The organism is Pseudomonas turukhanskensis, from assembly GCF_027922365.1.
GTDB lineage: Bacteria > Pseudomonadota > Gammaproteobacteria > Pseudomonadales > Pseudomonadaceae > Aquipseudomonas > Aquipseudomonas turukhanskensis.
The window spans coordinates 1-24482 of the sequence record NZ_BSFN01000008.1 but is presented as its reverse complement, the minus strand read 5'-3'; the positions used below and the strand labels follow the sequence as shown (position 1 = coordinate 24482).

23 protein-coding genes and 4 tRNA genes are annotated in these 24482 nt (G+C 55.4%); all 27 read right to left on the bottom strand.

Going from position 1 to position 24482, the window contains the following annotated elements; genetic code table 11:
• Window positions 1-5: 5 nt before the first annotated feature.
• The 27 genes from rplV to birA all read right to left on the bottom strand — a co-directional run bounded on the left by rplV (window position 6) and on the right by birA (window position 24208).
• Entirely contained in the window at window positions 6-338 is a 333-nt protein-coding gene (rplV, locus tag PKE98_RS14745) for a 50S ribosomal protein L22 (protein ID WP_003103908.1), read from the bottom strand.
• A gap of 11 nt (window positions 339-349) precedes the next feature.
• A complete protein-coding gene (gene rpsS, locus PKE98_RS14740) occupies window positions 350-625 on the bottom strand; it encodes a 30S ribosomal protein S19 (RefSeq protein WP_003255482.1) in 276 nt (91 codons plus the stop codon).
• A gap of 16 nt (window positions 626-641) precedes the next feature.
• On the bottom strand, window positions 642-1466 hold the full coding sequence (gene rplB, locus PKE98_RS14735; RefSeq protein WP_271196074.1) for a 50S ribosomal protein L2: 825 nt from the start codon (window positions 1464-1466) through the stop codon (window positions 642-644).
• A gap of 14 nt (window positions 1467-1480) precedes the next feature.
• Window positions 1481-1780, bottom strand: a complete 300-nt coding sequence (gene rplW, locus PKE98_RS14730; protein WP_002555488.1) for a 50S ribosomal protein L23 — start codon at window positions 1778-1780, stop codon at window positions 1481-1483.
• On the bottom strand, window positions 1777-2379 hold the full coding sequence (rplD, locus tag PKE98_RS14725) for a 50S ribosomal protein L4 (protein WP_108096533.1): 603 nt from the start codon (window positions 2377-2379) through the stop codon (window positions 1777-1779). Before rplD ends, rplW begins: the two co-directional genes overlap by 4 nt.
• A 12-nt stretch (window positions 2380-2391) precedes the next feature.
• Window positions 2392-3027, bottom strand: coding sequence for a 50S ribosomal protein L3 (rplC, locus tag PKE98_RS14720; RefSeq protein WP_108096534.1), 636 nt, complete (start codon window positions 3025-3027; stop codon window positions 2392-2394).
• 83 nt (window positions 3028-3110) lie between these two features.
• Window positions 3111-3422, bottom strand: a complete 312-nt coding sequence (rpsJ, locus tag PKE98_RS14715; RefSeq protein WP_003186070.1) for a 30S ribosomal protein S10 — start codon at window positions 3420-3422, stop codon at window positions 3111-3113.
• A 138-nt stretch (window positions 3423-3560) separates the two neighbouring features.
• A complete protein-coding gene (tuf, locus tag PKE98_RS14710) occupies window positions 3561-4754 on the bottom strand; it encodes an elongation factor Tu (protein WP_122453844.1) in 1194 nt (397 codons plus the stop codon).
• 32 nt (window positions 4755-4786) lie between these two features.
• Complete coding sequence (gene fusA / locus PKE98_RS14705; protein ID WP_271196057.1) at window positions 4787-6892, bottom strand: elongation factor G; 2106 nt, start codon at window positions 6890-6892, stop codon at window positions 4787-4789.
• 30 nt (window positions 6893-6922) lie between these two features.
• A complete protein-coding gene (gene rpsG, locus PKE98_RS14700; protein WP_002555493.1) occupies window positions 6923-7393 on the bottom strand; it encodes a 30S ribosomal protein S7 in 471 nt (156 codons plus the stop codon).
• A 150-nt stretch (window positions 7394-7543) separates the two neighbouring features.
• Window positions 7544-7915 carry a 30S ribosomal protein S12 gene (gene rpsL, locus PKE98_RS14695; RefSeq protein WP_003186084.1) on the bottom strand — a complete coding sequence of 124 codons (372 nt, stop codon included), beginning with the start codon at window positions 7913-7915 and terminating at the stop codon, window positions 7544-7546.
• A gap of 181 nt (window positions 7916-8096) precedes the next feature.
• Window positions 8097-12290 carry a DNA-directed RNA polymerase subunit beta' gene (gene rpoC / locus PKE98_RS14690; protein WP_108096537.1) on the bottom strand — a complete coding sequence of 1398 codons (4194 nt, stop codon included), beginning with the start codon at window positions 12288-12290 and terminating at the stop codon, window positions 8097-8099.
• Window positions 12291-12352: 62 nt separating this feature from the next.
• Window positions 12353-16426, bottom strand: coding sequence for a DNA-directed RNA polymerase subunit beta (gene rpoB / locus PKE98_RS14685; protein ID WP_271196047.1), 4074 nt, complete (start codon window positions 16424-16426; stop codon window positions 12353-12355).
• A 219-nt stretch (window positions 16427-16645) separates the two neighbouring features.
• The gene (gene rplL / locus PKE98_RS14680; protein ID WP_271196046.1) at window positions 16646-17014 is read right to left on the bottom strand and encodes a 50S ribosomal protein L7/L12; all 369 of its coding nucleotides are present in this window, start codon (window positions 17012-17014) and stop codon (window positions 16646-16648) included.
• 78 nt (window positions 17015-17092) lie between these two features.
• On the bottom strand, window positions 17093-17593 hold the full coding sequence (gene rplJ / locus PKE98_RS14675) for a 50S ribosomal protein L10 (RefSeq protein WP_108096540.1): 501 nt from the start codon (window positions 17591-17593) through the stop codon (window positions 17093-17095).
• Window positions 17594-17793: 200 nt separating this feature from the next.
• Entirely contained in the window at window positions 17794-18489 is a 696-nt protein-coding gene (gene rplA, locus PKE98_RS14670) for a 50S ribosomal protein L1 (protein ID WP_271196045.1), read from the bottom strand.
• Complete coding sequence (gene rplK / locus PKE98_RS14665; protein ID WP_108096542.1) at window positions 18489-18920, bottom strand: 50S ribosomal protein L11; 432 nt, start codon at window positions 18918-18920, stop codon at window positions 18489-18491. Before rplK ends, rplA begins: the two co-directional genes overlap by 1 nt.
• A gap of 116 nt (window positions 18921-19036) precedes the next feature.
• Window positions 19037-19570, bottom strand: coding sequence for a transcription termination/antitermination protein NusG (gene nusG, locus PKE98_RS14660; RefSeq protein ID WP_108096543.1), 534 nt, complete (start codon window positions 19568-19570; stop codon window positions 19037-19039).
• A 9-nt stretch (window positions 19571-19579) separates the two neighbouring features.
• Entirely contained in the window at window positions 19580-19948 is a 369-nt protein-coding gene (secE, locus tag PKE98_RS14655; protein WP_271196044.1) for a preprotein translocase subunit SecE, read from the bottom strand.
• A gap of 49 nt (window positions 19949-19997) precedes the next feature.
• Window positions 19998-20073: transfer RNA gene (locus PKE98_RS14650), tRNA-Trp, on the bottom strand.
• 52 nt (window positions 20074-20125) lie between these two features.
• On the bottom strand, window positions 20126-21319 hold the full coding sequence (gene tuf, locus PKE98_RS14645; protein WP_122453844.1) for an elongation factor Tu: 1194 nt from the start codon (window positions 21317-21319) through the stop codon (window positions 20126-20128).
• Between the two features lie 84 nt (window positions 21320-21403).
• Window positions 21404-21479: transfer RNA gene (locus PKE98_RS14640), tRNA-Thr, on the bottom strand.
• 28 nt (window positions 21480-21507) lie between these two features.
• Window positions 21508-21581: transfer RNA gene (locus PKE98_RS14635), tRNA-Gly, on the bottom strand.
• A gap of 24 nt (window positions 21582-21605) precedes the next feature.
• A tRNA-Tyr gene (locus tag PKE98_RS14630) sits at window positions 21606-21689 on the bottom strand.
• Between the two features lie 141 nt (window positions 21690-21830).
• Window positions 21831-22511, bottom strand: a complete 681-nt coding sequence (locus PKE98_RS14625; RefSeq protein WP_271196043.1) for an SPOR domain-containing protein — start codon at window positions 22509-22511, stop codon at window positions 21831-21833.
• 7 nt (window positions 22512-22518) lie between these two features.
• The gene (locus PKE98_RS14620) at window positions 22519-23265 is read right to left on the bottom strand and encodes a pantothenate kinase (protein WP_271196042.1); all 747 of its coding nucleotides are present in this window, start codon (window positions 23263-23265) and stop codon (window positions 22519-22521) included.
• Window positions 23255-24208 (bottom strand): bifunctional biotin--[acetyl-CoA-carboxylase] ligase/biotin operon repressor BirA, encoded by a 954-nt coding sequence (gene birA, locus PKE98_RS14615; RefSeq protein ID WP_271196041.1) that lies wholly within the window; start codon window positions 24206-24208, stop codon window positions 23255-23257. The genes PKE98_RS14620 and birA overlap by 11 nt, the downstream gene beginning before the upstream one ends.
• Window positions 24209-24482: the final 274 nt, after the last annotated feature.

Sequence of the window (24482 nt, the reverse complement as noted above, 5' to 3'; positions counted from 1 at the left end):
CTCCGTTACTTGTCAGCAACCTTGACAGTGATATGGCAAGACCGCTTGACGATGCGATCAGCACGGCCTTTGGCACGTGGCATGATGCGCTTCAGCGAACGCCCTTCGTTGACGAAAACGGTAGAGACTTTAAGGTCATCTACGTCAGCGCCTTCGTTGTGCTCGGCGTTGGCCACAGCCGACTCCAGCACTTTCTTCATGATTTCCGCGGCTTTCTTACTGCTAAAAGCCAGCAGGTTGAGCGCTTCGCCCACCTTCTTCCCGCGGATTTGGTCGGCGACCAAGCGGGCTTTCTGGGCGGAGATTCGAGCGCCCGACAACTTAGCGGCTACTTCCATTTCCTTACCCCTTAACGCTTGGCTTTCTTGTCAGCCACGTGCCCGCGATATGTACGGGTACCGGCGAACTCGCCCAGTTTGTGACCGACCATGTCTTCGTTCACGAGAACTGGAACATGTTGACGACCGTTATGCACAGCGATGGTCAGACCGACCATTTGTGGCAGGATCATCGAACGACGCGACCAGGTTTTCACCGGCTTGCGATCGTTCTTTTCCACCGCCACTTCGACCTTCTTCAGTAGGTGAAGATCAATAAAAGGACCTTTTTTCAGAGAACGTGGCACTGTCGTATCCCTCTATTTACTTGCGACGACGGACGATCATGTTATCGGTGCGTTTGTTACCACGAGTCTTCGCGCCCTTAGTCGGGAAGCCCCATGGAGACACCGGATGACGACCACCAGAGGTACGACCTTCACCACCACCATGTGGGTGGTCAACCGGGTTCATGGCAACACCACGAACGGTTGGGCGAACGCCACGCCAGCGTTTGGCACCAGCTTTACCCAGCGAACGCAGGCTGTGCTCGGAGTTCGAGACTTCGCCCAGGGTCGCACGGCATTCAGCCAGCACTTTACGCATTTCACCGGAACGCAGACGCAAGGTCACATATGCGCCTTCACGAGCGATCAACTGGGCCGAAGCACCAGCGGAACGAGCGATCTGAGCACCTTTACCCGGCTTCAACTCAACACCATGAATGGTGCTACCAACTGGAATGTTGCGCAGTTGCAGCGAGTTACCCGGCTTGATCGGAGCAAGAGCACCTGCGATCAATTGGTCGCCAGCACTTACGCCTTTAGGGGCGATGATGTAACGACGTTCGCCGTCTGCGTACATCAGCAGAGCGATGTGAGCAGTGCGGTTCGGGTCATATTCGATACGCTCGACAGTGGCTGGAATGCCATCTTTGTCGTTGCGACGGAAATCGACCAGACGGTAATGCTGCTTATGACCACCGCCGATGTGACGAGTGGTAATACGGCCATTGTTGTTACGACCACCAGTCTTCGACTTCTTCTCGAGCAGCGGTGCGTGAGGAGCGCCTTTGTGCAGCTCCTGGTTGACCACCTTGACCACAAAACGGCGGCCAGCGGAGGTCGGTTTGCATTTAACGATTGCCATGATGCCCCCCTTCCTTACTCAGCACTGCTGCTGAAGTCGAGATCTTGACCCGGCTGAAGGGAGATAACTGCCTTCTTCCAGTCGTTACGCTTGCCCAGGCCGCGAGCGGTGCGCTTGCTCTTACCCAAAACGTTCAGGGTAGTAACACGCTCAACTTTCACGCTGAACAGGCTTTCGACGGCCTTTTTGATTTCCAGCTTGGTTGCATCGGTAGCAACCTTGAAAACGAACTGGCCTTTTTTGTCAGCCAAAACCGTGGCTTTCTCAGAGACGTGCGGGCCAAGTAGCACTTTAAATACGCGTTCCTGGTTCATCCCAGCAGCTCCTCGAATTTCTTCACGGCCGACACAGTGATCAACACTTTGTCGTATGCGATCAGACTGACCGGATCGGAACCCTGTACGTCACGAACATCGACGTGCGGCAGGTTACGAGCAGCCAGGTACAGATTCTGATCAACAGCATCAGACACGATCAGAACATCAGTCAGACCCATGCCATTCAGCTTGTTCAGCAGAGTTTTGGTTTTCGGTGCGTCAACAGCGAAGTCTTCGACCACAACCAGACGATCACTGCGTACCAGCTCAGCAAGGATGGAGCGCAGAGCTGCGCGATACATCTTCTTGTTCAGCTTTTGGCTGTGATCCTGAGGACGAGCTGCGAAAGTGGTACCGCCGCCACGCCAGATTGGGCTACGGATAGTACCGGCACGAGCGCGGCCAGTACCCTTTTGACGCCAAGGGCGTTTACCGCCACCGGACACATCAGAACGGGTCTTTTGCTGCTTGGTACCCTGACGACCGCCAGCCATGTAGGCCACGACTGCCTGGTGCACCAGAGTCTCGTTGAATTCGCCGCCGAAGGTCAGTTCGGAAACTTCGATCGCCTGAGCGCCATTTACATTTAATTGCATGTCAGCTTCCCCTTAACCGCGAGCCTTGGCTGCCGGACGCACAACCAGGTTGCCACCGGTAGCGCCAGGAACAGCGCCCTTAACCAGCAGCAGATTGCGTTCAGCGTCGACGCGCACTACTTCGAGGGACTGCACGGTCACGCGCTCAGCGCCCATATGACCGGACATTTTTTTGCCCTTGAATACACGACCAGGAGTCTGGCACTGGCCGATAGAGCCAGGGACGCGGTGGGAGACGGAGTTACCGTGGGTGTTATCTTGACCGCGGAAGTTCCAGCGCTTGATGGTACCGGCGAAGCCTTTACCCTTGGACTGACCGGTGACATCCACCAGCTGACCTGCTTGGAAAATTTCTGCATTGATCAGATCGCCAGCCTGGTAGTCGCCTTCTTCAAGACGGAATTCCCAGACGCCGCGACCGGCAGCTACGTTTGCTTTAGCGAAGTGGCCAGCTTGAGCAGCAGTCACGCGCGAAGCACGACGCTCACCTACAGTGACTTGCACTGCACGATAGCCATCGCTTTCTTCAGTTTTAAACTGGGTGACGCGATTCGGCTCGATCTCAATGACCGTAACCGGAATGGAGACACCTTCTTCGGTGAAAATACGGGTCATACCGCATTTACGACCGACTACACCAATAGTCATGTTGTAAACCTCATGAGTGTACGGGGCTTTCACCCGCTATGGCCGCCCATTTCAGAGCGTTACACGACTAAAACCAGACGGTTTTAGCCGAGGCTGATCTGAACTTCTACGCCAGCTGCAAGATCGAGCTTCATAAGAGCGTCAACGGTTTTATCCGTCGGCTGGACGATGTCCAGAACGCGCTTGTGAGTGCGAATCTCGTACTGGTCACGCGCGTCTTTGTTGACGTGCGGGGAAACCAGAACAGTGAAACGCTCTTTGCGAGTGGGCAGAGGAATCGGACCACGCACTTGAGCACCAGTACGTTTCGCGGTTTCCACGATTTCCTGGGTGGATTGGTCAATAAGGCGATGATCAAAAGCCTTCAACCGAATCCGGATTTGTTGATTTTGCATTGTCCACAGACTCCCAGTTGCTATTCCCAACGGACGCAATACGCCCGTTAAAAGGAGGCGCAATTCTATAGATGCCCCCTACAGGTGTCAACTCAATAAAAAAACCCCCGCAAGCGGGGGTTTTTCTTAAATCAACGATTACTCGATGATTTTGGCAACAACGCCAGCACCAACGGTACGGCCGCCTTCGCGAATCGCGAAACGCAGACCGTCTTCCATGGCGATCGACTTGATCAAGGTAACAACCATCTTGATGTTGTCGCCTGGCATTACCATCTCTACGCCTTCCGGCAGTTCGCAGCTACCAGTTACGTCGGTAGTACGGAAGTAGAACTGAGGACGGTAGCCTTTGAAGAACGGCGTGTGACGACCACCTTCGTCTTTGCTCAGGATGTAAACCTCAGCTTCGAACTTGGTGTGCGGCTTAACCGAACCCGGCTTGGCCAGTACCTGACCACGCTCAACGTCTTCACGCTTAGTACCACGCAGCAGAACGCCGCAGTTCTCGCCAGCACGACCTTCGTCGAGCAGCTTGCGGAACATTTCAACGCCGGTGCAGGTAGTCTGAGTGGTGTCACGCAGACCAACGATTTCCAGAGGTTCTTGAACCTTGACGATACCGCGCTCGATACGACCGGTAACTACAGTACCGCGACCCGAGATCGAGAATACGTCTTCGATTGGCATCAGGAACGGCTTGTCGATAACGCGGACCGGCTCAGGAATGTAGCTATCCAGAGTCTCAACCAGCTTCTTAACAGCGCTGGTGCCCATTTCGTTGTCGTCTTGGCCGTTCAGAGCCATCAGAGCCGAACCGATGATGATCGGAGTGTCGTCGCCTGGGAACTCGTAAGTGCTCAGCAGGTCGCGAACTTCCATCTCAACCAATTCCAGCAGCTCAGCGTCGTCCACCATGTCAGCCTTGTTCAGGAAGACAACGATGTAAGGAACGCCTACCTGACGGGACAGCAGGATGTGCTCACGGGTTTGCGGCATCGGACCATCAGCGGCCGAGCAAACCAGAATAGCGCCGTCCATCTGAGCAGCACCGGTGATCATGTTTTTTACGTAGTCGGCGTGACCTGGGCAGTCAACGTGTGCGTAGTGACGCACGGCCGAATCGTATTCAACGTGAGCGGTGTTGATGGTGATACCACGAGCTTTTTCTTCTGGAGCGCTGTCGATCTTGTCGAAGTCAACGCGAGCCGAACCGAAAACTTCGGAGCAAACACGGGTCAGAGCAGCGGTCAGAGTGGTTTTACCGTGGTCAACGTGACCGATGGTGCCAACGTTGACGTGCGGTTTGTTACGTTCAAATTTTTCTTTAGCCACGACAATAAACTCCTTGCCTAAAGGGGCTGATATCAGCCTTGTTTTTTGATCAGAGCTTCGACGATGTTCGACGGAGCTTCGGAGTATTTGGAGAATTCCATGGAGTAGCTTGCGCGACCCTGAGACATGGAACGAACGTCGGTCGCATAACCGAACATCTCACCCAACGGCACTTCAGCGCGGATAACCTTGCCCGACACCGTATCTTCCATACCCTGGATCAGACCACGACGACGGTTCAGGTCACCCATCACGTCACCCATGTAATCTTCCGGGGTTACCACTTCAACTTTCATGATCGGCTCAAGCACAACACCGCCACCCTTCTGGGCCAGCTGCTTGGTCGCCATGGAAGCTGCGATTTTGAACGCCATCTCGTTGGAGTCGACGTCGTGGTAGGAACCGTCAAACACGGTAGCCTTCAGGCCGATCAGCGGATAGCCGGCAACAACGCCGTTCTTCATCTGCTCTTCGATACCCTTCTGGATTGCCGGGATGTATTCCTTCGGAACCACACCACCCACAACTTCGTTAACGAACTCCAGACCTTCCTGACCTTCATCAGCCGGTGCGAAGCGAATCCAGCAGTGACCGAACTGGCCACGACCGCCGGACTGGCGAACGAACTTGCCTTCGATCTCACAGCTCTTGGAGATCTTCTCGCGGTAGGAAACCTGCGGCTTACCGATGTTGGCTTCTACACCGAACTCGCGCTTCATGCGGTCGACGAGAATATCCAGGTGCAACTCACCCATACCGGAGATGATGGTCTGACCAGTCTCTTCGTCGGTCTTGACGCGGAACGACGGGTCTTCCTGAGCAAGCTTGCCCAAGGCGATACCCATCTTTTCCTGGTCATCCTTGGTCTTAGGCTCTACGGCAACCGAAATAACCGGCTCCGGGAAGTCCATGCGAACCAGAATGATCGGCTTCTCGGCCGAGCACAGGGTGTCACCGGTAGTGACGTCTTTCATGCCGATCAGAGCCGCGATGTCGCCAGCGCGTACTTCCTTGATCTCTTCGCGGGTGTTTGCGTGCATTTGCACCATACGACCCACGCGCTCTTTCTTGCCTTTAACCGAGTTGATCACGCCGTCGCCGGAGCTCAACACACCCGAGTAAACGCGAGCAAAAGTCAAAGTACCCACGAATGGGTCGGTAGCAATCTTGAACGCCAGAGCAGAGAACGGCTCGCTGTCGTCTGCGTGACGCTCCATTTCAACAGACTCGTCATCCGGGTCGGAACCCTTGATGGCAGGAATGTCGACCGGGGCCGGCAGGTAATCAACAACGGCATCGAGAACCAGGGGAACACCCTTGTTCTTGAACGAGGAACCGCAAACAGCCAGGACGATTTCGCCAGCGATAGTACGCTGACGCAAAGCGGCCTTGATTTCCTCGTTGGTGAGCTCTTCACCTTCGAGGTATTTGTTCATCAGCTCTTCGTTGGCTTCGGCGGCAGCCTCAATCATGTTGCTGCGCCATTCGTTAGCCAACTCTTGCAGCTCTGCCGGGATCGCTTCGCGACGAGGGGCCATACCCTTGTCAGCGTCGTCCCAGTAAACAGCTTCCATGGACATCAGATCGATCTGACCCTGGAAATTGTCTTCAGCACCGATAGCCAATTGGATTGGCACCGGAGTGTGACCCAGACGCTGCTTGATCTGACCAACTACGCGCAGGAAGTTTGCGCCAGCACGGTCCATCTTGTTCACGTACACGAGACGCGGAACGCCGTACTTGTTGGCTTGACGCCATACGGTTTCCGACTGCGGCTCAACGCCCGAAGTACCACAGAACACAACGACAGCGCCGTCGAGTACGCGCAGCGAGCGCTCTACTTCGATGGTGAAGTCAACGTGCCCGGGGGTGTCGATGATGTTGAAGCGGTAGCTGTCTTTGTGCTGCTTGACGGAACCAGACCAGAACGCAGTAGTAGCAGCGGAGGTAATGGTAATACCGCGCTCCTGCTCCTGAACCATCCAGTCCATGGTCGCGGCGCCATCATGCACCTCGCCCATTTTGTGGTTCACGCCGGTGTAGAAAAGCACGCGCTCGGTGGTAGTGGTTTTGCCAGCATCCACGTGCGCGACGATACCGATGTTACGGTAGCGGTTAATCGGTGTAAGACGAGCCATAAAGCCCTCGCAAAATTAGAAGCGCCGAATTTAGAAGCGGTAGTGCGAAAACGCCTTGTTGGCTTCAGCCATACGGTGCACGTCTTCACGCTTCTTAACTGCAGCACCTTTGCCTTCAGCAGCATCCAACAGCTCGCCAGCCAAGCGCAGAGCCATGGACTTCTCGCCACGTTTACGGGCGAAATCCACCAGCCAGCGCATGGCCAGGGCGTTACGACGGGACGGACGAACTTCGACCGGAACCTGGTAAGTAGCACCGCCTACACGGCGCGACTTCACTTCGACCAGCGGAGCGATGGCGTCGAGAGCTTTCTCGAAGATTTCCAGGGGATCGCTGTTCTTACGCTCTTTAACCTTTTCCAGGGCGCCATAAACGATACGCTCGGCAACGGCTTTCTTACCGCTTTCCATTACGTGGTTCATGAACTTGGCCAGGATCTGGCTACCGTATTTTGGATCGTCAAGCACTTCGCGCTTGGCTGCTACACGTCTTCTTGGCATGGATAAGCCCTCAAACGGTCTTCAGGTTAGCCCGGGAACAATAAAACCTCTGGATGACAATCCTGGGTTGAACGCCCGACCTTACTCTTATCGACTCAGAAAAATGAAAATCTATTTTGGGTGAAACGACCGATCACTCGGACGCCACACTTACTTCGGACGCTTGGTACCGTATTTCGAACGACCCTGGTTACGACCTTTAACACCGGAAGTATCCAAAGAACCGCGAACGGTGTGGTAACGAACACCTGGCAAGTCTTTTACACGACCGCCGCGGATCAGTACCACGCTGTGCTCTTGCAGGTTGTGGCCTTCACCGCCGATGTACGAGGAAACCTCGAAACCGTTGGTCAGACGCACACGGCATACTTTACGCAGTGCCGAGTTAGGTTTTTTCGGCGTGGTGGTATACACACGGGTGCATACGCCACGACGTTGCGGGCAGTTCTGCAGCGCAGGAACGTCGGATTTCTCGACGATACGCTTACGCGGCTGACGTACCAGCTGGTTGATAGTTGCCATCTACTAGCTCCACTGTTGTCTTTCGACGCTATTGTCTTACAAGAAAAACAAAATGGCAGGACAAGAGTCCCGCCAAATTTAGGGGTACAAGAGTCTAAAGAGCTTCTAACACCCCGTCAAGACAAGGCCCGGTGACGCTTACGCTTCACCGGGCCCCGACTCGATTGGCAACCCGTACTAATTACAGGTTGTTCAATGCTTCCGACAGTTGAGCTTCAGCTTCGCTGGCGCTCACTTGAACCGGCTTGCCGGCATCACGACGACGCTTGCGCTCGCTGTGATAAGCCAGACCCGTACCGGCCGGAATCAGACGACCGACCACCACGTTCTCTTTCAGGCCGCGCAGGAAGTCACGCTTGCCAGTAACCGCTGCCTCAGTGAGGACGCGGGTGGTTTCCTGGAAGGAAGCCGCGGAGATGAACGATTCGGTGGACAGCGACGCCTTGGTGATACCCAACAGAACGCGGTCGAACTTAGAGATGAACTTGTCCTCCGTGCTCAGACGCTCGTTCTCGCCCAGTACGTGAGTCAGTTCCATCTGGTCGCCCTTGATGAAGCTGGAATCGCCAGATTCGGTGATCTCAACTTTACGCAGCATCTGACGCAGGATGGTCTCGATGTGCTTATCGTTGATCTTCACGCCCTGCAGGCGGTAAACGTCCTGGATCTCGTTGACGATGTACTTGGCCAGCGCGCTCACACCCAGCAGACGCAGGATGTCGTGCGGATCGCTAGGACCGTCGGAGATAACCTCGCCGCGGTTCACTTGTTCGCCTTCGAAGACGTTCAGGTGACGCCACTTCGGAATCAGCTCTTCGTACGGATCGCTACCGTCGTTCGGGGTGATGACCAGACGGCGCTTGCCTTTGGTTTCTTTACCGAACGCGATGGTGCCGCTGACTTCAGCCAGGATCGAGGCTTCTTTCGGACGACGCGCTTCGAACAGGTCGGCAACGCGCGGCAGACCACCGGTGATGTCGCGAGTTTTCGAAGTTTCTTGCGGGATACGAGCGATAACATCACCCACGCCCACTTGCGCACCATCCGCTACACCGACCAGGGCGTTCGCTGGCAGGAAGTACTGAGCCGGTACGTCGGTACCTGGCAACAGCAAGTCTTTGCCATCTACGCCAACCATCTTCACGGCAGGACGGATGTCTTTGCCGGCAGCTGGACGGTCTTTCGGATCCAGAACTTCAATGTTGGTCAAACCAGTCAATTCGTCAGTCTGACGCTTGATGGTGATGCCTTCTTCCATGCCCACGTACGTCACGGTACCTTTCATTTCGGTAACGATCGGGTGGGTGTGCGGATCCCACTTGGCGACGATAGCGCCGGCATCCACTTTGTCGCCTTCCTTGACGGAAATAACAGCACCGTAAGGCAGCTTGTAACGCTCACGCTCACGACCGAACTCGTCGGCTACGGCCAACTCGCCGGAACGCGATACTGCAACCAGGTTGCCATCAGCACGCTCAACGTGTTTCAGGTTATGCAGGCGGATAGTGCCGCCGTTCTTGACCTGAACGCTGTCGGCAGCCGAGGTCCGGCTTGCCGCACCACCGATGTGGAACGTACGCATGGTCAGCTGGGTACCCGGCTCACCGATCGACTGAGCAGCGATAACGCCGACAGCTTCACCGATATTCACCTGGTGACCACGGGCCAGATCGCGGCCGTAGCACTTGGCGCAGATGCCATAACGGGTTTCGCAGCTGATTGGCGAACGCACAATCACTTCGTCGATGCTGTTCAGCTCGATGAATTCAACCCACTGCTCGTCCACCAGGGTGCCAGCCGGCACGATGATGTCTTCGGTACCTGGCTTGAATACGTCGCGGGCAATGACTCGACCCAGAACGCGCTCACCCAGCGGCTCAACCACGTCACCGCCTTCAATGTGCGGAGTCATCAGCAGGCCGTGTTCAGTGCCGCAGTCGATCTCGGTAACTACCAAGTCTTGCGCCACGTCTACCAGACGACGAGTCAGGTAACCGGAGTTCGCCGTTTTCAACGCGGTATCCGCGAGACCCTTACGAGCACCGTGAGTAGAGATGAAGTACTGCAGTACGCTCAGACCTTCGCGGAAGTTCGCGGTGATCGGCGTCTCGATGATCGAGCCGTCCGGCTTGGCCATCAGACCACGCATACCGGCCAACTGGCGAATCTGAGCTGCCGAACCCCGAGCACCGGAGTCAGCCATCATGTACATGGAGTTGAAGGACTCCTGGTCAACTTCTTTGCCATGACGGTCGATCACTTTCTCTTTCGAGAGGTTCGCCATCATCGCCTTCGACACTTCGTCGTTGGCCTTGGACCAGAGGTCGATCACCTTGTTGTACTTCTCGCCCTGGGTTACCAGGCCGGAGGCGTACTGGCTTTCGATTTCCTTAACTTCTTCGGTCGCTGCATCAATGATGCGAGCTTTTTCATCAGGGATGACGAAGTCATTCACGCCGATGGAAACGCCGGAGATAGTCGAGTAGGCGAAACCGGTGTACATCAGTTGGTCAGCGAAGATCACAGTGTCTTTCAAGCCAACGGTGCGGTAGCACTGGTTGATCAGCTTGGAGATCGCCTTCTTCTTCATCGGCTGGTTGACAACGTCATACGCCAGGCCTGCCGGAACAACCTGGAACAGCAACGCGCGGCCGACGGTGGTGTCGACGATGCGAGTGTTCTTGGTGATGCTGCCATCGCGGTCTTTGATGACCTCGTTGATACGCACCTTAACTTTGGCGTGCAGTGCTGCTTCGCCGGCGCGGAATACGCGGTCGACTTCCTGCAGATCGGCAAACACACGACCTTCGCCTTTGGCGTTGATCGCTTCACGGGTCATGTAATACAGACCCAGTACAACGTCCTGCGACGGAACGATGATTGGCTCACCGTTGGCTGGCGACAGAATATTGTTGGTCGACATCATCAACGCGCGCGCTTCCAACTGGGCTTCCAGTGTCAGCGGTACGTGCACGGCCATTTGGTCGCCGTCGAAGTCGGCGTTGTACGCGGCGCAGACCAGTGGGTGCAGCTGAATGGCTTTACCTTCGATCAGAACCGGTTCAAATGCCTGGATACCCAAACGGTGAAGGGTCGGTGCACGGTTGAGGAGCACGGGGTGTTCGCGAATCACTTCAGCGAGAACGTCCCAAACTTCTGGCAACTCCCGCTCAACCATTTTCTTCGCGGCTTTGATGGTGGTGGCCAGACCACGCATTTCCAACTTGCCGAAGATGAACGGTTTGAACAGCTCGAGGGCCATCTTTTTCGGCAGACCGCACTGATGCAGACGCAGAGTCGGGCCCACGGTAATAACGGAACGACCGGAGTAGTCCACGCGCTTACCGAGCAAGTTCTGACGGAAACGACCTTGCTTACCCTTGATCATGTCGGCCAAGGATTTCAGCGGACGCTTGTTCGAGCCAGTGATGGCACGACCGCGACGGCCGTTGTCGAGCAAGGCGTCAACCGCTTCCTGCAGCATGCGCTTTTCGTTGCGCACGATGATGTCCGGTGCGGACAGATCGAGCAGGCGCTTCAGACGGTTGTTACGGTTGATCACTCGACGATACAGATCGTTGAGGTCGGAAGTCGCGAAACGACCACCATCCAACGGCACCAACGGACGCAGATCTGGCGGCAGAACCGGCAGAACGGTCAGCACCATCCACTCTGGGTGGTTGCCGGAACCCTGGAAGGCTTCCATCAACTTCAGACGCTTGGACAGCTTCTTGATCTTGGTTTCGGAGTTGGTCTGCGGAATCTCTTCGCGCAGGCGGCCGATTTCGTGCTCCAGATCGATAGCGGTCAGCAGCTCGCGAACAGCCTCGGCACCCATACGGGCGTCAAAGTCGTCACCGAACTCTTCGATGGCTTCGAAATATTGCTCGTCGTTCAGCAGCTGACCTTTTTCCAGAGTGGTCATGCCTGGATCGATAACGACATAGCTCTCGAAATAGAGAACGCGTTCGATATCACGCAGGGTCATGTCCAGCAGCAGGCCGATACGGGACGGCAGCGACTTCAGGAACCAGATGTGGGCAACCGGCGAAGCCAGTTCGATGTGCGCCATGCGCTCACGACGAACCTTGGCCAGCGCAACTTCAACGCCGCACTTCTCGCAGATCACGCCGCGGTGCTTCAGGCGCTTGTACTTACCGCACAGGCACTCGTAGTCTTTTACTGGGCCAAAGATCTTGGCGCAGAACAGACCGTCACGCTCAGGTTTGAACGTACGGTAGTTGATGGTTTCCGGCTTTTTAACTTCACCGAAGGACCACGAACGGATCATCTCTGGCGAGGCCAACCCAATACGGATGGCATCGAACTCTTCGACTTGACCCTGGTTTTTCAGCAAATTCAGTAGGTCTTTCAAGGCCTTTCCTCCTGGCGGAGCAAGGAGCGGGCTCTACAGCCCCGCTCCCATTGCGCTTCGTGTTATTCGGTTTCCAGATCGATATCGATACCGAGCGAACGGATTTCTTTGATCAACACGTTGAAGGACTCGGGCATGCCCGGCTCCATGCGGTGATCACCGTCCACGATGTTTTTGTACATCTTGGTACGGCCGTTCACGTCATCCGACTTAACGGTCAGCATTTCTTGCAGGGTGTACGCGGCGCCGTATGCTTCCAACGCCCAAACTTCCATCTCCCCGAAGCGCTGACCACCGAACTGCGCCTTACCACCCAGCGGCTGCTGAGTAACCAGGCTGTAGGAACCGGTAGAACGAGCGTGCATCTTGTCGTCCACCAGGTGGTTCAGTTTCAGCATGTACATGTAGCCAACGGTCACACGACGCTCGAACTGGTTGCCGGTACGGCCATCGAACAGCTGCATCTGGCCGCTTTCTGGCAGATCCGCCAGTTTCAGCATGGCCTTGATTTCGCTTTCCTTGGCACCATCGAATACCGGAGTTGCCATCGGCACGCCGCCACGCAGGTTCTTCGCCAGGTCAAGAATCTCTTGGTCAGACAGGTCTGCCAGAGTTTCTTGACGGCCACCGATCTCGTTGTAGATCTGGTGCAGGAACTTACGCAGCTCAGCTACCTTGCGCTGCTCTTCGAGCATACGGTTGATCTTCTCGCCCAGACCTTTGGCCGCGAGGCCCAGGTGGGTTTCAAGGATCTGACCAACGTTCATACGCGAAGGTACGCCCAACGGGTTGAGAACGATGTCGACCGGGGTGCCATAGGCATCGTGCGGCATGTCTTCAACCGGCATGATCACGGAGACCACACCCTTGTTACCGTGACGACCGGCCATCTTGTCGCCCGGCTGGATGCGACGACGGATTGCCAGGTACACCTTGACGATCTTCAGCACGCCTGGAGCCAGGTCATCGCCTTGCTGCAGTTTGCGCTTCTTGTCTTCGAACTTGTCGTCCAGCAGCTGACGGCGATCAACGATGTAGGCCTGCGCTTTTTCAAGCTGCTCGTTCAGAGCATCTTCAGCCATACGCAGTTTGAACCACTGACCGCGCTCAAGGCCGTCGAGGAACTCGTCGGTGATCTCGGCGCCTTTCTTCAGGCCGGCACCGCCTTCGGCTTTCTTGCCAACCAGGGCGGAACGCAGACGTTCGAAGGTTGCACCTTCAACAATGCGGAACTCCTCGTTGAGGTCCTTGCGGATCTCGTCGAGCTGCATCTTCTCGATCGACAGCGCACGAGCGTCACGCTCAACGCCGTCACGGGTGAAGACCTGTACGTCGATAACAGTACCTTTGGTACCGGTAGGTACGCGCAGGGACGTGTCTTTAACGTCGGAAGCCTTTTCACCGAAGATCGCACGCAGCAACTTCTCTTCGGGGGTCAGTTGAGTCTCGCCTTTCGGAGTGACCTTGCCCACCAGGATGTCGCCAGCGCCAACTTCAGCACCTACGTAAACGATACCGGCCTCGTCCAGCTTGTTCAGCGCAGCTTCGCCCACGTTCGGGATGTCCGAAGTGATCTCTTCTGGCCCAAGCTTGGTGTCACGCGCCACACAGGTCAGTTCCTGAATGTGGATCGTGGTGAAGCGGTCTTCTTGAACCACACGCTCCGACAGGAGGATGGAGTCTTCGAAGTTGTAACCGTTCCAGGCCATGAACGCGATGCGCATGTTCTGACCCAGAGCCAGCTCACCCATATCGGTGGACGGACCATCAGCCAGGATGTCGCTGCGCTCAACCTTGTCACCTTTGCTCACCAGCGGACGCTGGTTGATGCAGGTGTTCTGGTTGGAGCGGGTGTATTTGGTCAGGTTGTAGATGTCGACACCGGCTTCGCCAGTTTCAACTTCGTCATCAGCAACACGAACCACGATACGGCTGGCGTCGACAGAGTCGATCACACCGCCACGACGAGCCACGACGCAAACGCCGGAGTCGCGCGCAACGTTGCGCTCCATGCCGGTACCAACCAGCGGCTTGTCCGAACGCAGAGTCGGAACAGCCTGACGCTGCATGTTCGAACCCATCAACGCACGGTTGGCGTCGTCGTGCTCGAGGAACGGAATCAGCGAAGCGGCGACGGACACAACCTGCTTCGGCGAAACGTCCATCAGCGTGACGTCTTCCGGCACCTTGACGGTGAACTCGTTCAAGTGACGAACAGCTACCAGTTCGTCGACCAGCTGACCTTTCTGGTTCATCGTTGCCGATGCCTGAGCGATCACGTGGTCTGCCTCTTCGATAGCCGAGAGGAACACGATTTCGTCAGTAACCAGAGTGTCCTTCACCACACGGTACGGGCTTTCCAGGAAGCCGTACTGGTTGGTGCGGGCATAGGCTGCTAGGGAGTTGATCAGACCGATGTTCGGACCTTCCGGCGTTTCGATCGGGCATACACGACCGTAGTGCGTCGGGTGTACGTCACGAACTTCGAAGCCAGCACGCTCACGGGTCAAACCACCTGGGCCGAGTGCAGAAACGCGGCGCTTGTGGGTGATCTCGGACAGCGGGTTGTTCTGGTCCATGAACTGCGAGAGCTGGCTGGAACCGAAGAACTCTTTCACCGCCGCAGCCACAGGCTTGGCATTGATCAGGTCTTGCGGCATCAGGCCTTCGCTTTCAGCCATAGACAGACGCTCTTTGACCGCACGCTCTACACGCACCAGGCCAACGCGGAACTGGTTCTCGGCCATCTCGCCGACACAACGTACGCGACGGTTACCCAGGTGGTCGATGTCATCGACGATGCCTTTGCCGTTACGGATGTCGACCAGGGTCTTGAGAACTTCGACGATGTCTTCCTTGCTCAACACGCCCGAACCTTCGATCTCGGTGCGACCGATACGACGGTTGAACTTCATGCGACCTACAGCGGACAGGTCGTAGCGCTCGGCGCTGAAGAACAGGTTGTTGAACAGGGTCTCGGCAGCATCCTTGGTAGGTGGCTCGCCTGGACGCATCATGCGATAGATCTCGACCAGCGCTTCCAATTGATTGGTAGTGCCGTCGATTTTCAGGGTGTCGGAGATGAACGGACCGCAGTCGATGTCGTTGGTGTACAACGTTTCGATACGTACGACCTGAGCCTTGGCGATTTTTGCCAGGATCTCGGTGTTCAGCTCGGTGTTGCATTCAGCGATGATTTCGCCGGTGGCCGGGTGCATGATGGCTTTCGCAGTAGTGCGACCGATCACGTAGTCCAGCGGCACTTCCAGGGTCTTGATCCCGGACTTGTCCAGCTGGTTGATGTGGCGCGCGGTAATACGGCGGCCTTGCTCAACGATAACCTTGCCCTTCTCGTCCTTGATGTCGAGAACAGCAATTTCGCCACGCAGACGCTGCGGTACCAGTTCCAGGCTGAGATTCTCACCCTGTACGTGGAACACGTTGGTCGCATAGAACGCATCGAGCACTTGCTCAGTGGTGTAGCCCAGCGCGCGCAACAGTACGGACGCCGGCAGTTTGCGACGACGGTCGATACGTACGAATACAGCGTCTTTCGGGTCGAACTCGAAGTCCAACCACGAACCGCGGTAAGGAATGATGCGCGCGGAGTACAGCAGCTTGCCCGAGCTGTGAGTCTTGCCACGGTCGTGGTCGAAGAACACACCTGGGGAACGGTGCAGCTGGGACACGATGACGCGCTCGGTACCGTTGATAACGAAGGTACCGTTCTCGGTCATCAGGGGGATTTCCCCCATGTAAACTTCTTGCTCTTTGATGTCCTTGATCGCTTTGTTCGACGATTCCTTATCGAAAATGATCAAACGGACTTTTACCCGCAGCGGCACGGCGAATGTCACGCCACGCAGCACGCACTCTTTCACGTCAAATGCCGGTTCGCCCAGGCGATAACCGACATATTCCAGAGCAGCATTGCCGGAATAGCTGATAATCGGGAAAACGGACTTGAAGGCCGCATGCAGGCCGATGTCGCGGAACTGATCCTTTGTAGCTCCCGCCTGCAGGAATTCGCGATACGAATCCAGCTGGATGGCCAGGAGATAAGGCACATCCATGACATCCGGCAACTTGCTAAAGTCCTTGCGGATACGTTTTTTCTCAGTATATGAGTAAGCCATCAGCGTTCCCCAGCTTGGTCACCTGCTTATTTGGCTCCTCCCGACGGGAGCAGCCAGAAAATCTTGCAAACTCTCGGTTTGCGCCACCCCTCGGGGCGGTTACTGCTTCAGCTACAGGCCAACCTCGAGGTCGGCCTATAACGGAAAAAGGCCGGTGGCAAAAGCCACCAGCCATCAGCCTTTCGCTCAACGCTTGGGCTGTAGACGCAAGGTCGTCGCTTACTTGAGCTCGACTTTGGCGCCTGCTTCTTCCAGGGCTTTCTTAGCAGCTTCAGCTTCGTCTTTCGACACGCCTTCTTTAACAACGCCAGGAGCGCTGTCAACAACGGCTTTAGCTTCTTTCAGACCCAGACCGGTCAGTTCACGAACAACCTTGATCACGTTAACTTTCTTCTCGCCAGCTTCGGTGAGGATAACGTTGAATTCGGTTTGTTCTTCAACAACAGCAGCTGGGCCAGCAGCTGGGCCAGCGGAAGCAGCTGCAGCGCTAACGCCGAACTTCTCTTCCATTGCTTTGATCAGCTCAACGATTTCCAGAACGGATTTCTCGCCGATTGCGTCGATGATTTCTTGATTAGACAGAGCCATGACTCTAATTCCTGTATTGGGGTGACAGCCTACGCGGCCATCGAAATAAACAATAAACGCGAAAGGAGATGCTCAGCCTCAGGCTGCGGCAGCTTCTTTCTGGTCGCGAAGGGCCGCCAGAGTACGAGCCAATTTGCTGGTTGCGCCCTGAATCACGCTCATCAGCTGAGAAATTGCTTCGTCACGGGTCGGCAGGCTTGCCAGTACGTCGATCTGATTAGCTGCGAGGAACTTGCCCTCGAACGCAGCTGCCTTGATCTCGAACTTATCCTGACCTTTGGCGAACTCTTTGAACAAACGGGCAGCAGCGCCAGGATGTTCGTTCGAGAATGCGACCAGGGTCGGGCCAGTGAACACGTCGTTGAGCACGTCATATTGAGTGCCGGCAACAGCGCGCTTGAGCAGGGTGTTACGTACAACACGTACGTAAACGCCAGCTTCACGAGCCTCTTTACGGAGTCCGGTCATTGCGCCTACTGTCACACCACGGGCATCAGCCACGACAGCGGACAGAGCGACTTTGGCAGCCTCGTTGACTTCAGCGACGATGGCCTTCTTGTCTTCGAGTTTAATTGCCACGGGTTAACTCCTGCTTGTTACGTTTCATCCAACCGAAGCCGGATGTCGTTTGGTGTCAGATTCCATAAGGAACCGGGAGCACCATCTGCGTAGGCTTGTGGTTTAAGACTTGCGTCGCCTACGGTCTTGGATAGCCCCCGCCAGGCAGGGACCCCAATCTTTCAACAACCGGAGCAATCGCTTGCTCCGGATGATTTGTCTTACGCGTTCAGCGAGCCCTGATCGATAACCAGACCTGGGCCCATAGTGGTGCTCAGGGTGACGCGCTTAACGTAGATACCTTTCGAGGAAGCGGGCTTGATGCGCTTGAGATCAGCGATCAGGGCTTCAACGTTTTCCTTCAGCTTGATGGCGTCGAAGCCAACTTTGCCGACGGAAGTGTGAATGATGCCGTTTTTGTCGGTGCGATAACGAACCTGACCAGCCTTGGCGTTCTTCACGGCAGTGGCTACGTCTGGGGTTACGGTACCGACTTTCGGGTTAGGCATCAGGCCACGTGGACCGAGGATCTGACCCAGCTGGCCGACAACGCGCATGGCGTCCGGGGAAGCGATAACTACGTCGTAGTTCAGCTCGCCCGCTTTCATTTCAGCAGCCAGTTCGTCCATACCAACGCGATCAGCGCCGGCAGCCAGAGCAGCTTCAGCAGCCGGACCCTGGGTGAACACGGCAACGCGTACGGTTTTACCAGTGCCGTGCGGCAGAACGGTAGCGCTACGTACGACCTGGTCGGATTTACGTGGGTCAACGCCCAGGTTCACAGCGATGTCGAACGACTCGGTGAACTTAACTTTCGACAGCTCGCCCAGCAGGGTGGCCGCTTCTTCAAAACCGTAAGACTTACCAGCGACGATTTTCTCGGCGATAGCCTTTTGGCGTTTGGTCAACTTAGCCATTACACACCCTCCACGTTGAGGCCCATGCTGCGAGCAGAACCGGCGATAGTACGCACGGCTGCATCCATATCAGCAGCGGTCAGATCAGCCTGTTTGGTTTTGGCGATCTCTTCGAGCTGAGCACGGGTAACGGTGCCAACCTTGACGCTGTTCGGACGAGCCGAACCGCTAGTCAGACCAGCAGCCTTCTTCAGCAGAACCGAAGCAGGGGTGCTTTTGGTTTCAAAAGTGAAGCTACGGTCGCTATATACAGTGATGATCACTGGAGTCGGCAGACCAGGTTCCATGCCCTGAGTCTTGGCGTTGAACGCCTTGCAGAATTCCATGATGTTCACACCATGCTGACCAAGAGCCGGACCAACGGGTGGGCTCGGGTTAGCTTGTGCAGCCTTTACTTGCAGCTTGATATAAGCCGTGATTTTCTTAGCCATTAGCTACTCCAATTCGGGTTCTAACGCCTTGCGGCTCCCCGGGTTACTTACGTGTTTATCCCAGTGACGACAAAACCCCGCAGCCTGAGGCTGCGGGGTACGGGATGCTTTGTCAGTTATGCCTTTTCGACCTGACTAAACTCCAGCTCAACCGGGGTAGAGCGACCAAAAATGGTCACAGCCACTTGAATCCGGCTTTTTTCATAGTTCACTTCTTCGACAACACCGCTGAAGTCAGCAAACGGACCGTCGATTACGCGGACCATCTCACCTGGCTCGAACAGGGTTTTCGGCTTCGGCTTGTCGCTACCATCAGCAACACGACGCAGAATTGCATCAGCCTCTTTATCAGTGATTGGTGCAGGCTTATCGGCAGTACCACCGATAAAACCCATGACGCGAGGCGTATCCTTGACCAAGTGCCAAGTGCCTTCGTTCATGTCCATCTGCACCAGAACATAACCGGGGAAGAACTTGCGTTCACTTTTGCGCTTCTGGCCATTACGCATCTCAACCACTTCTTCAGTGGGGACCAGAATCTCGCCGAACCCATCTTCCATGCCGGCCAGCTTGACGCGCTCGATCAGAGAGCGCATTACATGCTTCTCGTAACCCGAGTAAGCATGCACAACGTACCAACGCTTAGCCACGGGACACCTTTAACCAACAATCATGGAAACAAGCCAGCCTAGCAGGGAGTCAAGACCCCACAACAACAGCGCCATCACCAGCACAACCGCCACAACAATGAGCGTGGTCTGCGTGGTTTCCTGACGAGTTGGCCAAACGACTTTACGAATTTCAACCCGAGCTTCTTTAGCGAGCCCGAAAAATGCCTGCCCTTTAGCGGTTTGCAAACCCACAAATGCAGCAACAGCTGCCAGCGCCAACAAACCCAGGACACGGTACAGAATCGGCTCACCGGAGAAGAACTGATTGCCAACCACGCCAACCACCACCAAAGCAGCAACAACAAGCCACTTGAGCAGATCAAAGCGCGATTCTTTGGCTTCAGCCTTAACAGTCATTTACGAGGATCCTGTGAAAGACGTGCCAGTTTTAACTTCTTGGTAAAACTGGCAGGTCAGGAGGGAATCGAACCCCCAACCTACGGTTTTGGAGACCGTCGCTCTGCCAATTGAGCTACTGACCTAAAACAAAATCAGGCCGACCATTATGCCGGCCTGATGGGGACTTATCAACGATTACTCGATGATTTTGGCAACAACGCCAGCACCAACGGTACGGCCGCCTTCGCGAATCGCGAAACGCAGACCATCTTCCATGGCGATCGACTTGATCAAGGTAACAACCATCTTGATGTTGTCGCCTGGCATTACCATCTCTACGCCTTCCGGCAGTTCGCAGCTACCAGTTACGTCGGTAGTACGGAAGTAGAACTGAGGACGGTAGCCTTTGAAGAACGGCGTGTGACGACCACCTTCGTCTTTGCTCAGGATGTAAACCTCAGCTTCGAACTTGGTGTGCGGCTTAACCGAACCCGGCTTGGCCAGTACCTGACCACGCTCAACGTCTTCACGCTTAGTACCACGCAGCAGAACGCCGCAGTTCTCGCCAGCACGACCTTCGTCGAGCAGCTTGCGGAACATTTCAACGCCGGTGCAGGTAGTCTGAGTGGTGTCACGCAGACCAACGATTTCCAGAGGCTCTTGAACCTTGACGATACCGCGCTCGATACGACCGGTAACTACAGTACCGCGACCCGAGATCGAGAATACGTCTTCGATTGGCATCAGGAACGGCTTGTCGATAACGCGGACCGGCTCAGGAATGTAGCTATCCAGAGTCTCAACCAGCTTCTTAACAGCGCTGGTGCCCATTTCGTTGTCGTCTTGGCCGTTCAGAGCCATCAGAGCCGAACCGATGATGATCGGAGTGTCGTCGCCTGGGAACTCGTAAGTGCTCAGCAGGTCGCGAACTTCCATCTCAACCAATTCCAGCAGCTCAGCGTCGTCCACCATGTCAGCCTTGTTCAGGAAGACAACGATGTAAGGAACGCCTACCTGACGGGACAGCAGGATGTGCTCACGGGTTTGCGGCATCGGACCATCAGCGGCCGAGCAAACCAGAATAGCGCCGTCCATCTGAGCAGCACCGGTGATCATGTTTTTTACGTAGTCGGCGTGACCTGGGCAGTCAACGTGTGCGTAGTGACGCACGGCCGAATCGTATTCAACGTGAGCGGTGTTGATGGTGATACCACGAGCTTTTTCTTCTGGAGCGCTGTCGATCTTGTCGAAGTCAACGCGAGCCGAACCGAAAACTTCGGAGCAAACACGGGTCAGAGCAGCGGTCAGAGTGGTTTTACCGTGGTCAACGTGACCGATGGTGCCAACGTTGACGTGCGGTTTGTTCCGTTCAAACTTTTCTTTAGCCATCAGAGCGTCTCCCATCGATTAAGTGCGCGAACCACACGACCATTAAAACAAAGGCAGATATCTTCATATCTGCCTTCTTAATAATGGAGCTCTTGAGCGGATTCGAACCGCTGACCTCACCCTTACCAAGGGTGTGCTCTACCAACTGAGCTACAAGAGCGAACTCTTTAATACACAAACCGCAAACGTGGAGCGGGTAGCGGGAATCGAACCCGCACCATCAGCTTGGAAGGCTGAGGTTCTACCGTTGAACTATACCCGCGGAGCTTGCAGCTCACGCTAAATATGGTGGAGGGGGAAGGATTCGAACCTTCGAAACTCGCGTGTCAGATTTACAGTCTGATCCCTTTGGCCACTCGGGAACCCCTCCAAAGTGAGGCGGCATTCTCTTCGCATGCCACCCTGCTGTCAAGCAATTCCTCATAAAAAACTTGAGGTTAGCGCAATCGACAACAACTTTTCAGACTCACCCAGAGAGCAACCCTGCAAAGCGGGCGCCATTCTATTCAAACTAATTCGGCGATGCAACGCTTTCGCACGGCATTAATTGATGTTGCAAGCCATTGAAATCCCGAGCCAAGGATTGCAGCAATGCATCATCGGCGAGACGACGGCTTTCAGGGGCGATTCGCACCCAGAAATTGCGGTGCGCGCGAGGCAATTCGCGCATTTGCGGCTCATAGCCAACCTCTCGCAAACGCTGCATAACACTTTCGGCCGACTCGCTGCGTGGAAACATTCCTAGCGAAATTCCGTTCGAAAGATCCCCCTGGGTAATGATGTAACTGTCAATTTTTCTCGCCTGGAGCTCCTTCAACTGCCTCAAGGAAGCCTGACGCGACGCTAACGGCGGCAAATAAACCCAGTAATCCAACCCTGCAGGCGCATCCACGACCCTCACCTGGGATTGGATATCCAGCGTGATAAGCCGCTGCTCGACCAACTTGGCGGAATCCTCCTGATCAAAGCCGCCCAAAAACATGCATACCTCAGAGACACCAGCGGCCGCCTCTACGGGATGCTCGCGGCGACTCTGCGCGCCACCCGACTCGCTCAGCAGGCGAATATCCTGACGCACCTCCTGGTGCAAGGATAACGGCGCAATTTCTTTCACGCGCAGCGGTGCCTGCTGTTGATGCCAGACGTAATAGAAGAGATTCAGAACCAGGAGCAGAAGAAACAACCAACGCATAAAAACCTCAAGGCAACGGACATGCGATAGCCAGGCCGATAAAAATCAGATCAGGCATAACGCGTGCAGCAGGCAGAATTTCTTCCACGGACCCCGCATCCCCGCCCGTGAGAAACACTTCGAATGATTCCCCCCAGTACTCTCGCGCCAGCTCAAGCTGAGTCTGCACAAAGCCACGCAACATAAGAGAACATCCACGCTCGACCGCCTCAACGGTTGAGCGTCCCGGCGTAAGGTCGTGCAACGCCCTTTCAGCGGCGTCATCGTCGTAGCGAATTCGGCGTGTATGCGTACGCAGTTGATTACGCATAAGCGGCACACCTGGACAAATAAAGCCGCCAAGATGAGCGCCATCTGCCGCAACAAAGTCCGATGTGACCGCAGTACCAAGATCAAGCACTAGACAGGCCTTGCCTGCCAGTCGGTACGCCGCCACGATGGCCAACCAGCGGTCCAACCCCAAGCGCTGGTAATCGTCATAGCCATTGGTGACACCCTCGATGACTTCCGCCGGCCGAGCCCTGAGCGTAGTGACTGCGAATCGCTCGAACAAGAGATTTGCCAGCGCAGATGTCTCGTCATCACTGCGCACACTCACCATTCTTGCAGCGCGCAACGTCAACCCTGACACTTTATCTAGACCAACAAGCAACTCTTCAGTCGAGCCAACCACGCCCCCGCCAACAACCGCTGACTGCCGGTCTAACACCCGCCATTTGATAAAGCTATTGCCGCAGTCGAGCTCAAGAATCATCACGCAACCTCAAACTTAGCTCACCACCACTGTATTGACGCTCAACCCCATCCACCAGAAGCCGCAACGCACCCCTTGAGTCAACCCCAAGTACACGCCCCTCAATACTTTGAGCGCCGGCTGAAAGACAAACATCCTCGCCTTGCCATAGATGCGCCAACTCCCACTCCTGCTGAAACGACTGGAAACCGCCTTGCCGATGGACGCGCAGGTAGTGATCCAATTGGGCATTCAAGCCGTTTACCAAATCATTGCGATTGACCAGAACCCCAGTCTCCAAACGCATAGAGGTCCACGGCTGATCAATTGCGCCTTCGCTACGCATGTTGACGTTGATTCCAACACCGATCACTACATGACACACGTCTGCTGGATCGCCAGATAACTCCAGCAATATTCCAGCAATTTTCCGCCCGCCGACCAAGACATCGTTCGGCCATTTCAAGCCGCCTCCAACAACACCCAAGCCGCGCATCGCATTCAATACGGCTAGCCCGACCACAAGGCTAAGACCGTCTAGTTGCACCGCACCGCCTTCGACTCGCAGTAGAAGACTGTAATAGATGTTTTCGGCGAAGGGACTTACCCACTTCCGCCCACGACGACCGCGGCCCGCAGTTTGCCGCTCTGACACAACAAAAAAAGGCGGCCTGCTTCCAGCGTCTAACAACCTGAAAGCTGCGGCGTTCGTTGAGTCAGTACTTTCCAATACATTCGGCAACCAGCCGCCAGCGTTATTCTGTAGCTGGTCATGCTTCAGGAGGATGATTGGACTCTCCAGGCAGTAGCCTCGACCGCGGACTTTATGAATGCGAAGACCGTAAGCAGACTCCAGCTCCTGCAACTGCTTCCAGACTGCGGCTCGACTGACACCCAGTGCACGCCCGAGAGCCTCACCCGATTGAAATTGCCCGTCCTGTAGAAGCGCCAATAAAGTTTGCATTGCAGATCGCCCAACTGAGAGGCACGCATCATATCGATGCACTTCGTCATTGCATAGAAAGCATCTGCGCAGAAAAGAAGGTTATTAGGCGCTATAAAACACCGCAATATCGCAATACGACGCCTGATCTGCTCACGCAACTTTTCTCAGCACAAAAACAAACCCCCCACTCGCTTGCGCGAATGAGGGGTTTGGAATTTAAGCTTGACGATGACCTACTCTCACATGGGGAAACCCCACACTACCATCGGCGATGCGTCGTTTCACTACTGAG

Coding starts and splice junctions, on each gene's coding strand:
- rplV (WP_003103908.1), bottom strand. CDS start 338: ATGGAAGTAGCCGCTAAGTTGTCGGGCGCTCGAATCTCCGCCCAGAAA.
- rplB (WP_271196074.1), bottom strand. CDS start 1,466: ATGGCAATCGTTAAATGCAAACCGACCTCCGCTGGCCGCCGTTTTGTG.
- rplW (WP_002555488.1), bottom strand. CDS start 1,780: ATGAACCAGGAACGCGTATTTAAAGTGCTACTTGGCCCGCACGTCTCT.
- rplD (WP_108096533.1), bottom strand. CDS start 2,379: ATGCAATTAAATGTAAATGGCGCTCAGGCGATCGAAGTTTCCGAACTG.
- rplC (WP_108096534.1), bottom strand. CDS start 3,027: ATGACTATTGGTGTAGTCGGTCGTAAATGCGGTATGACCCGTATTTTC.
- rpsJ (WP_003186070.1), bottom strand. CDS start 3,422: ATGCAAAATCAACAAATCCGGATTCGGTTGAAGGCTTTTGATCATCGC.
- fusA (WP_271196057.1), bottom strand. CDS start 6,892: ATGGCTCGTCTTACACCGATTAACCGCTACCGTAACATCGGTATCGTC.
- rpsG (WP_002555493.1), bottom strand. CDS start 7,393: ATGCCAAGAAGACGTGTAGCAGCCAAGCGCGAAGTGCTTGACGATCCA.
- rpsL (WP_003186084.1), bottom strand. CDS start 7,915: ATGGCAACTATCAACCAGCTGGTACGTCAGCCGCGTAAGCGTATCGTC.
- rpoB (WP_271196047.1), bottom strand. CDS start 16,426: ATGGCTTACTCATATACTGAGAAAAAACGTATCCGCAAGGACTTTAGC.
- rplL (WP_271196046.1), bottom strand. CDS start 17,014: ATGGCTCTGTCTAATCAAGAAATCATCGACGCAATCGGCGAGAAATCC.
- rplA (WP_271196045.1), bottom strand. CDS start 18,489: ATGGCTAAGTTGACCAAACGCCAAAAGGCTATCGCCGAGAAAATCGTC.
- rplK (WP_108096542.1), bottom strand. CDS start 18,920: ATGGCTAAGAAAATCACGGCTTATATCAAGCTGCAAGTAAAGGCTGCA.
- secE (WP_271196044.1), bottom strand. CDS start 19,948: ATGACTGTTAAGGCTGAAGCCAAAGAATCGCGCTTTGATCTGCTCAAG.
- tuf (WP_122453844.1), bottom strand. CDS start 21,319: ATGGCTAAAGAAAAGTTTGAACGGAACAAACCGCACGTCAACGTTGGC.
- PKE98_RS14625 (WP_271196043.1), bottom strand. CDS start 22,511: ATGCGTTGGTTGTTTCTTCTGCTCCTGGTTCTGAATCTCTTCTATTAC.
- PKE98_RS14620 (WP_271196042.1), bottom strand. CDS start 23,265: ATGATTCTTGAGCTCGACTGCGGCAATAGCTTTATCAAATGGCGGGTG.
- birA (WP_271196041.1), bottom strand. CDS start 24,208: ATGCAAACTTTATTGGCGCTTCTACAGGACGGGCAATTTCAATCGGGT.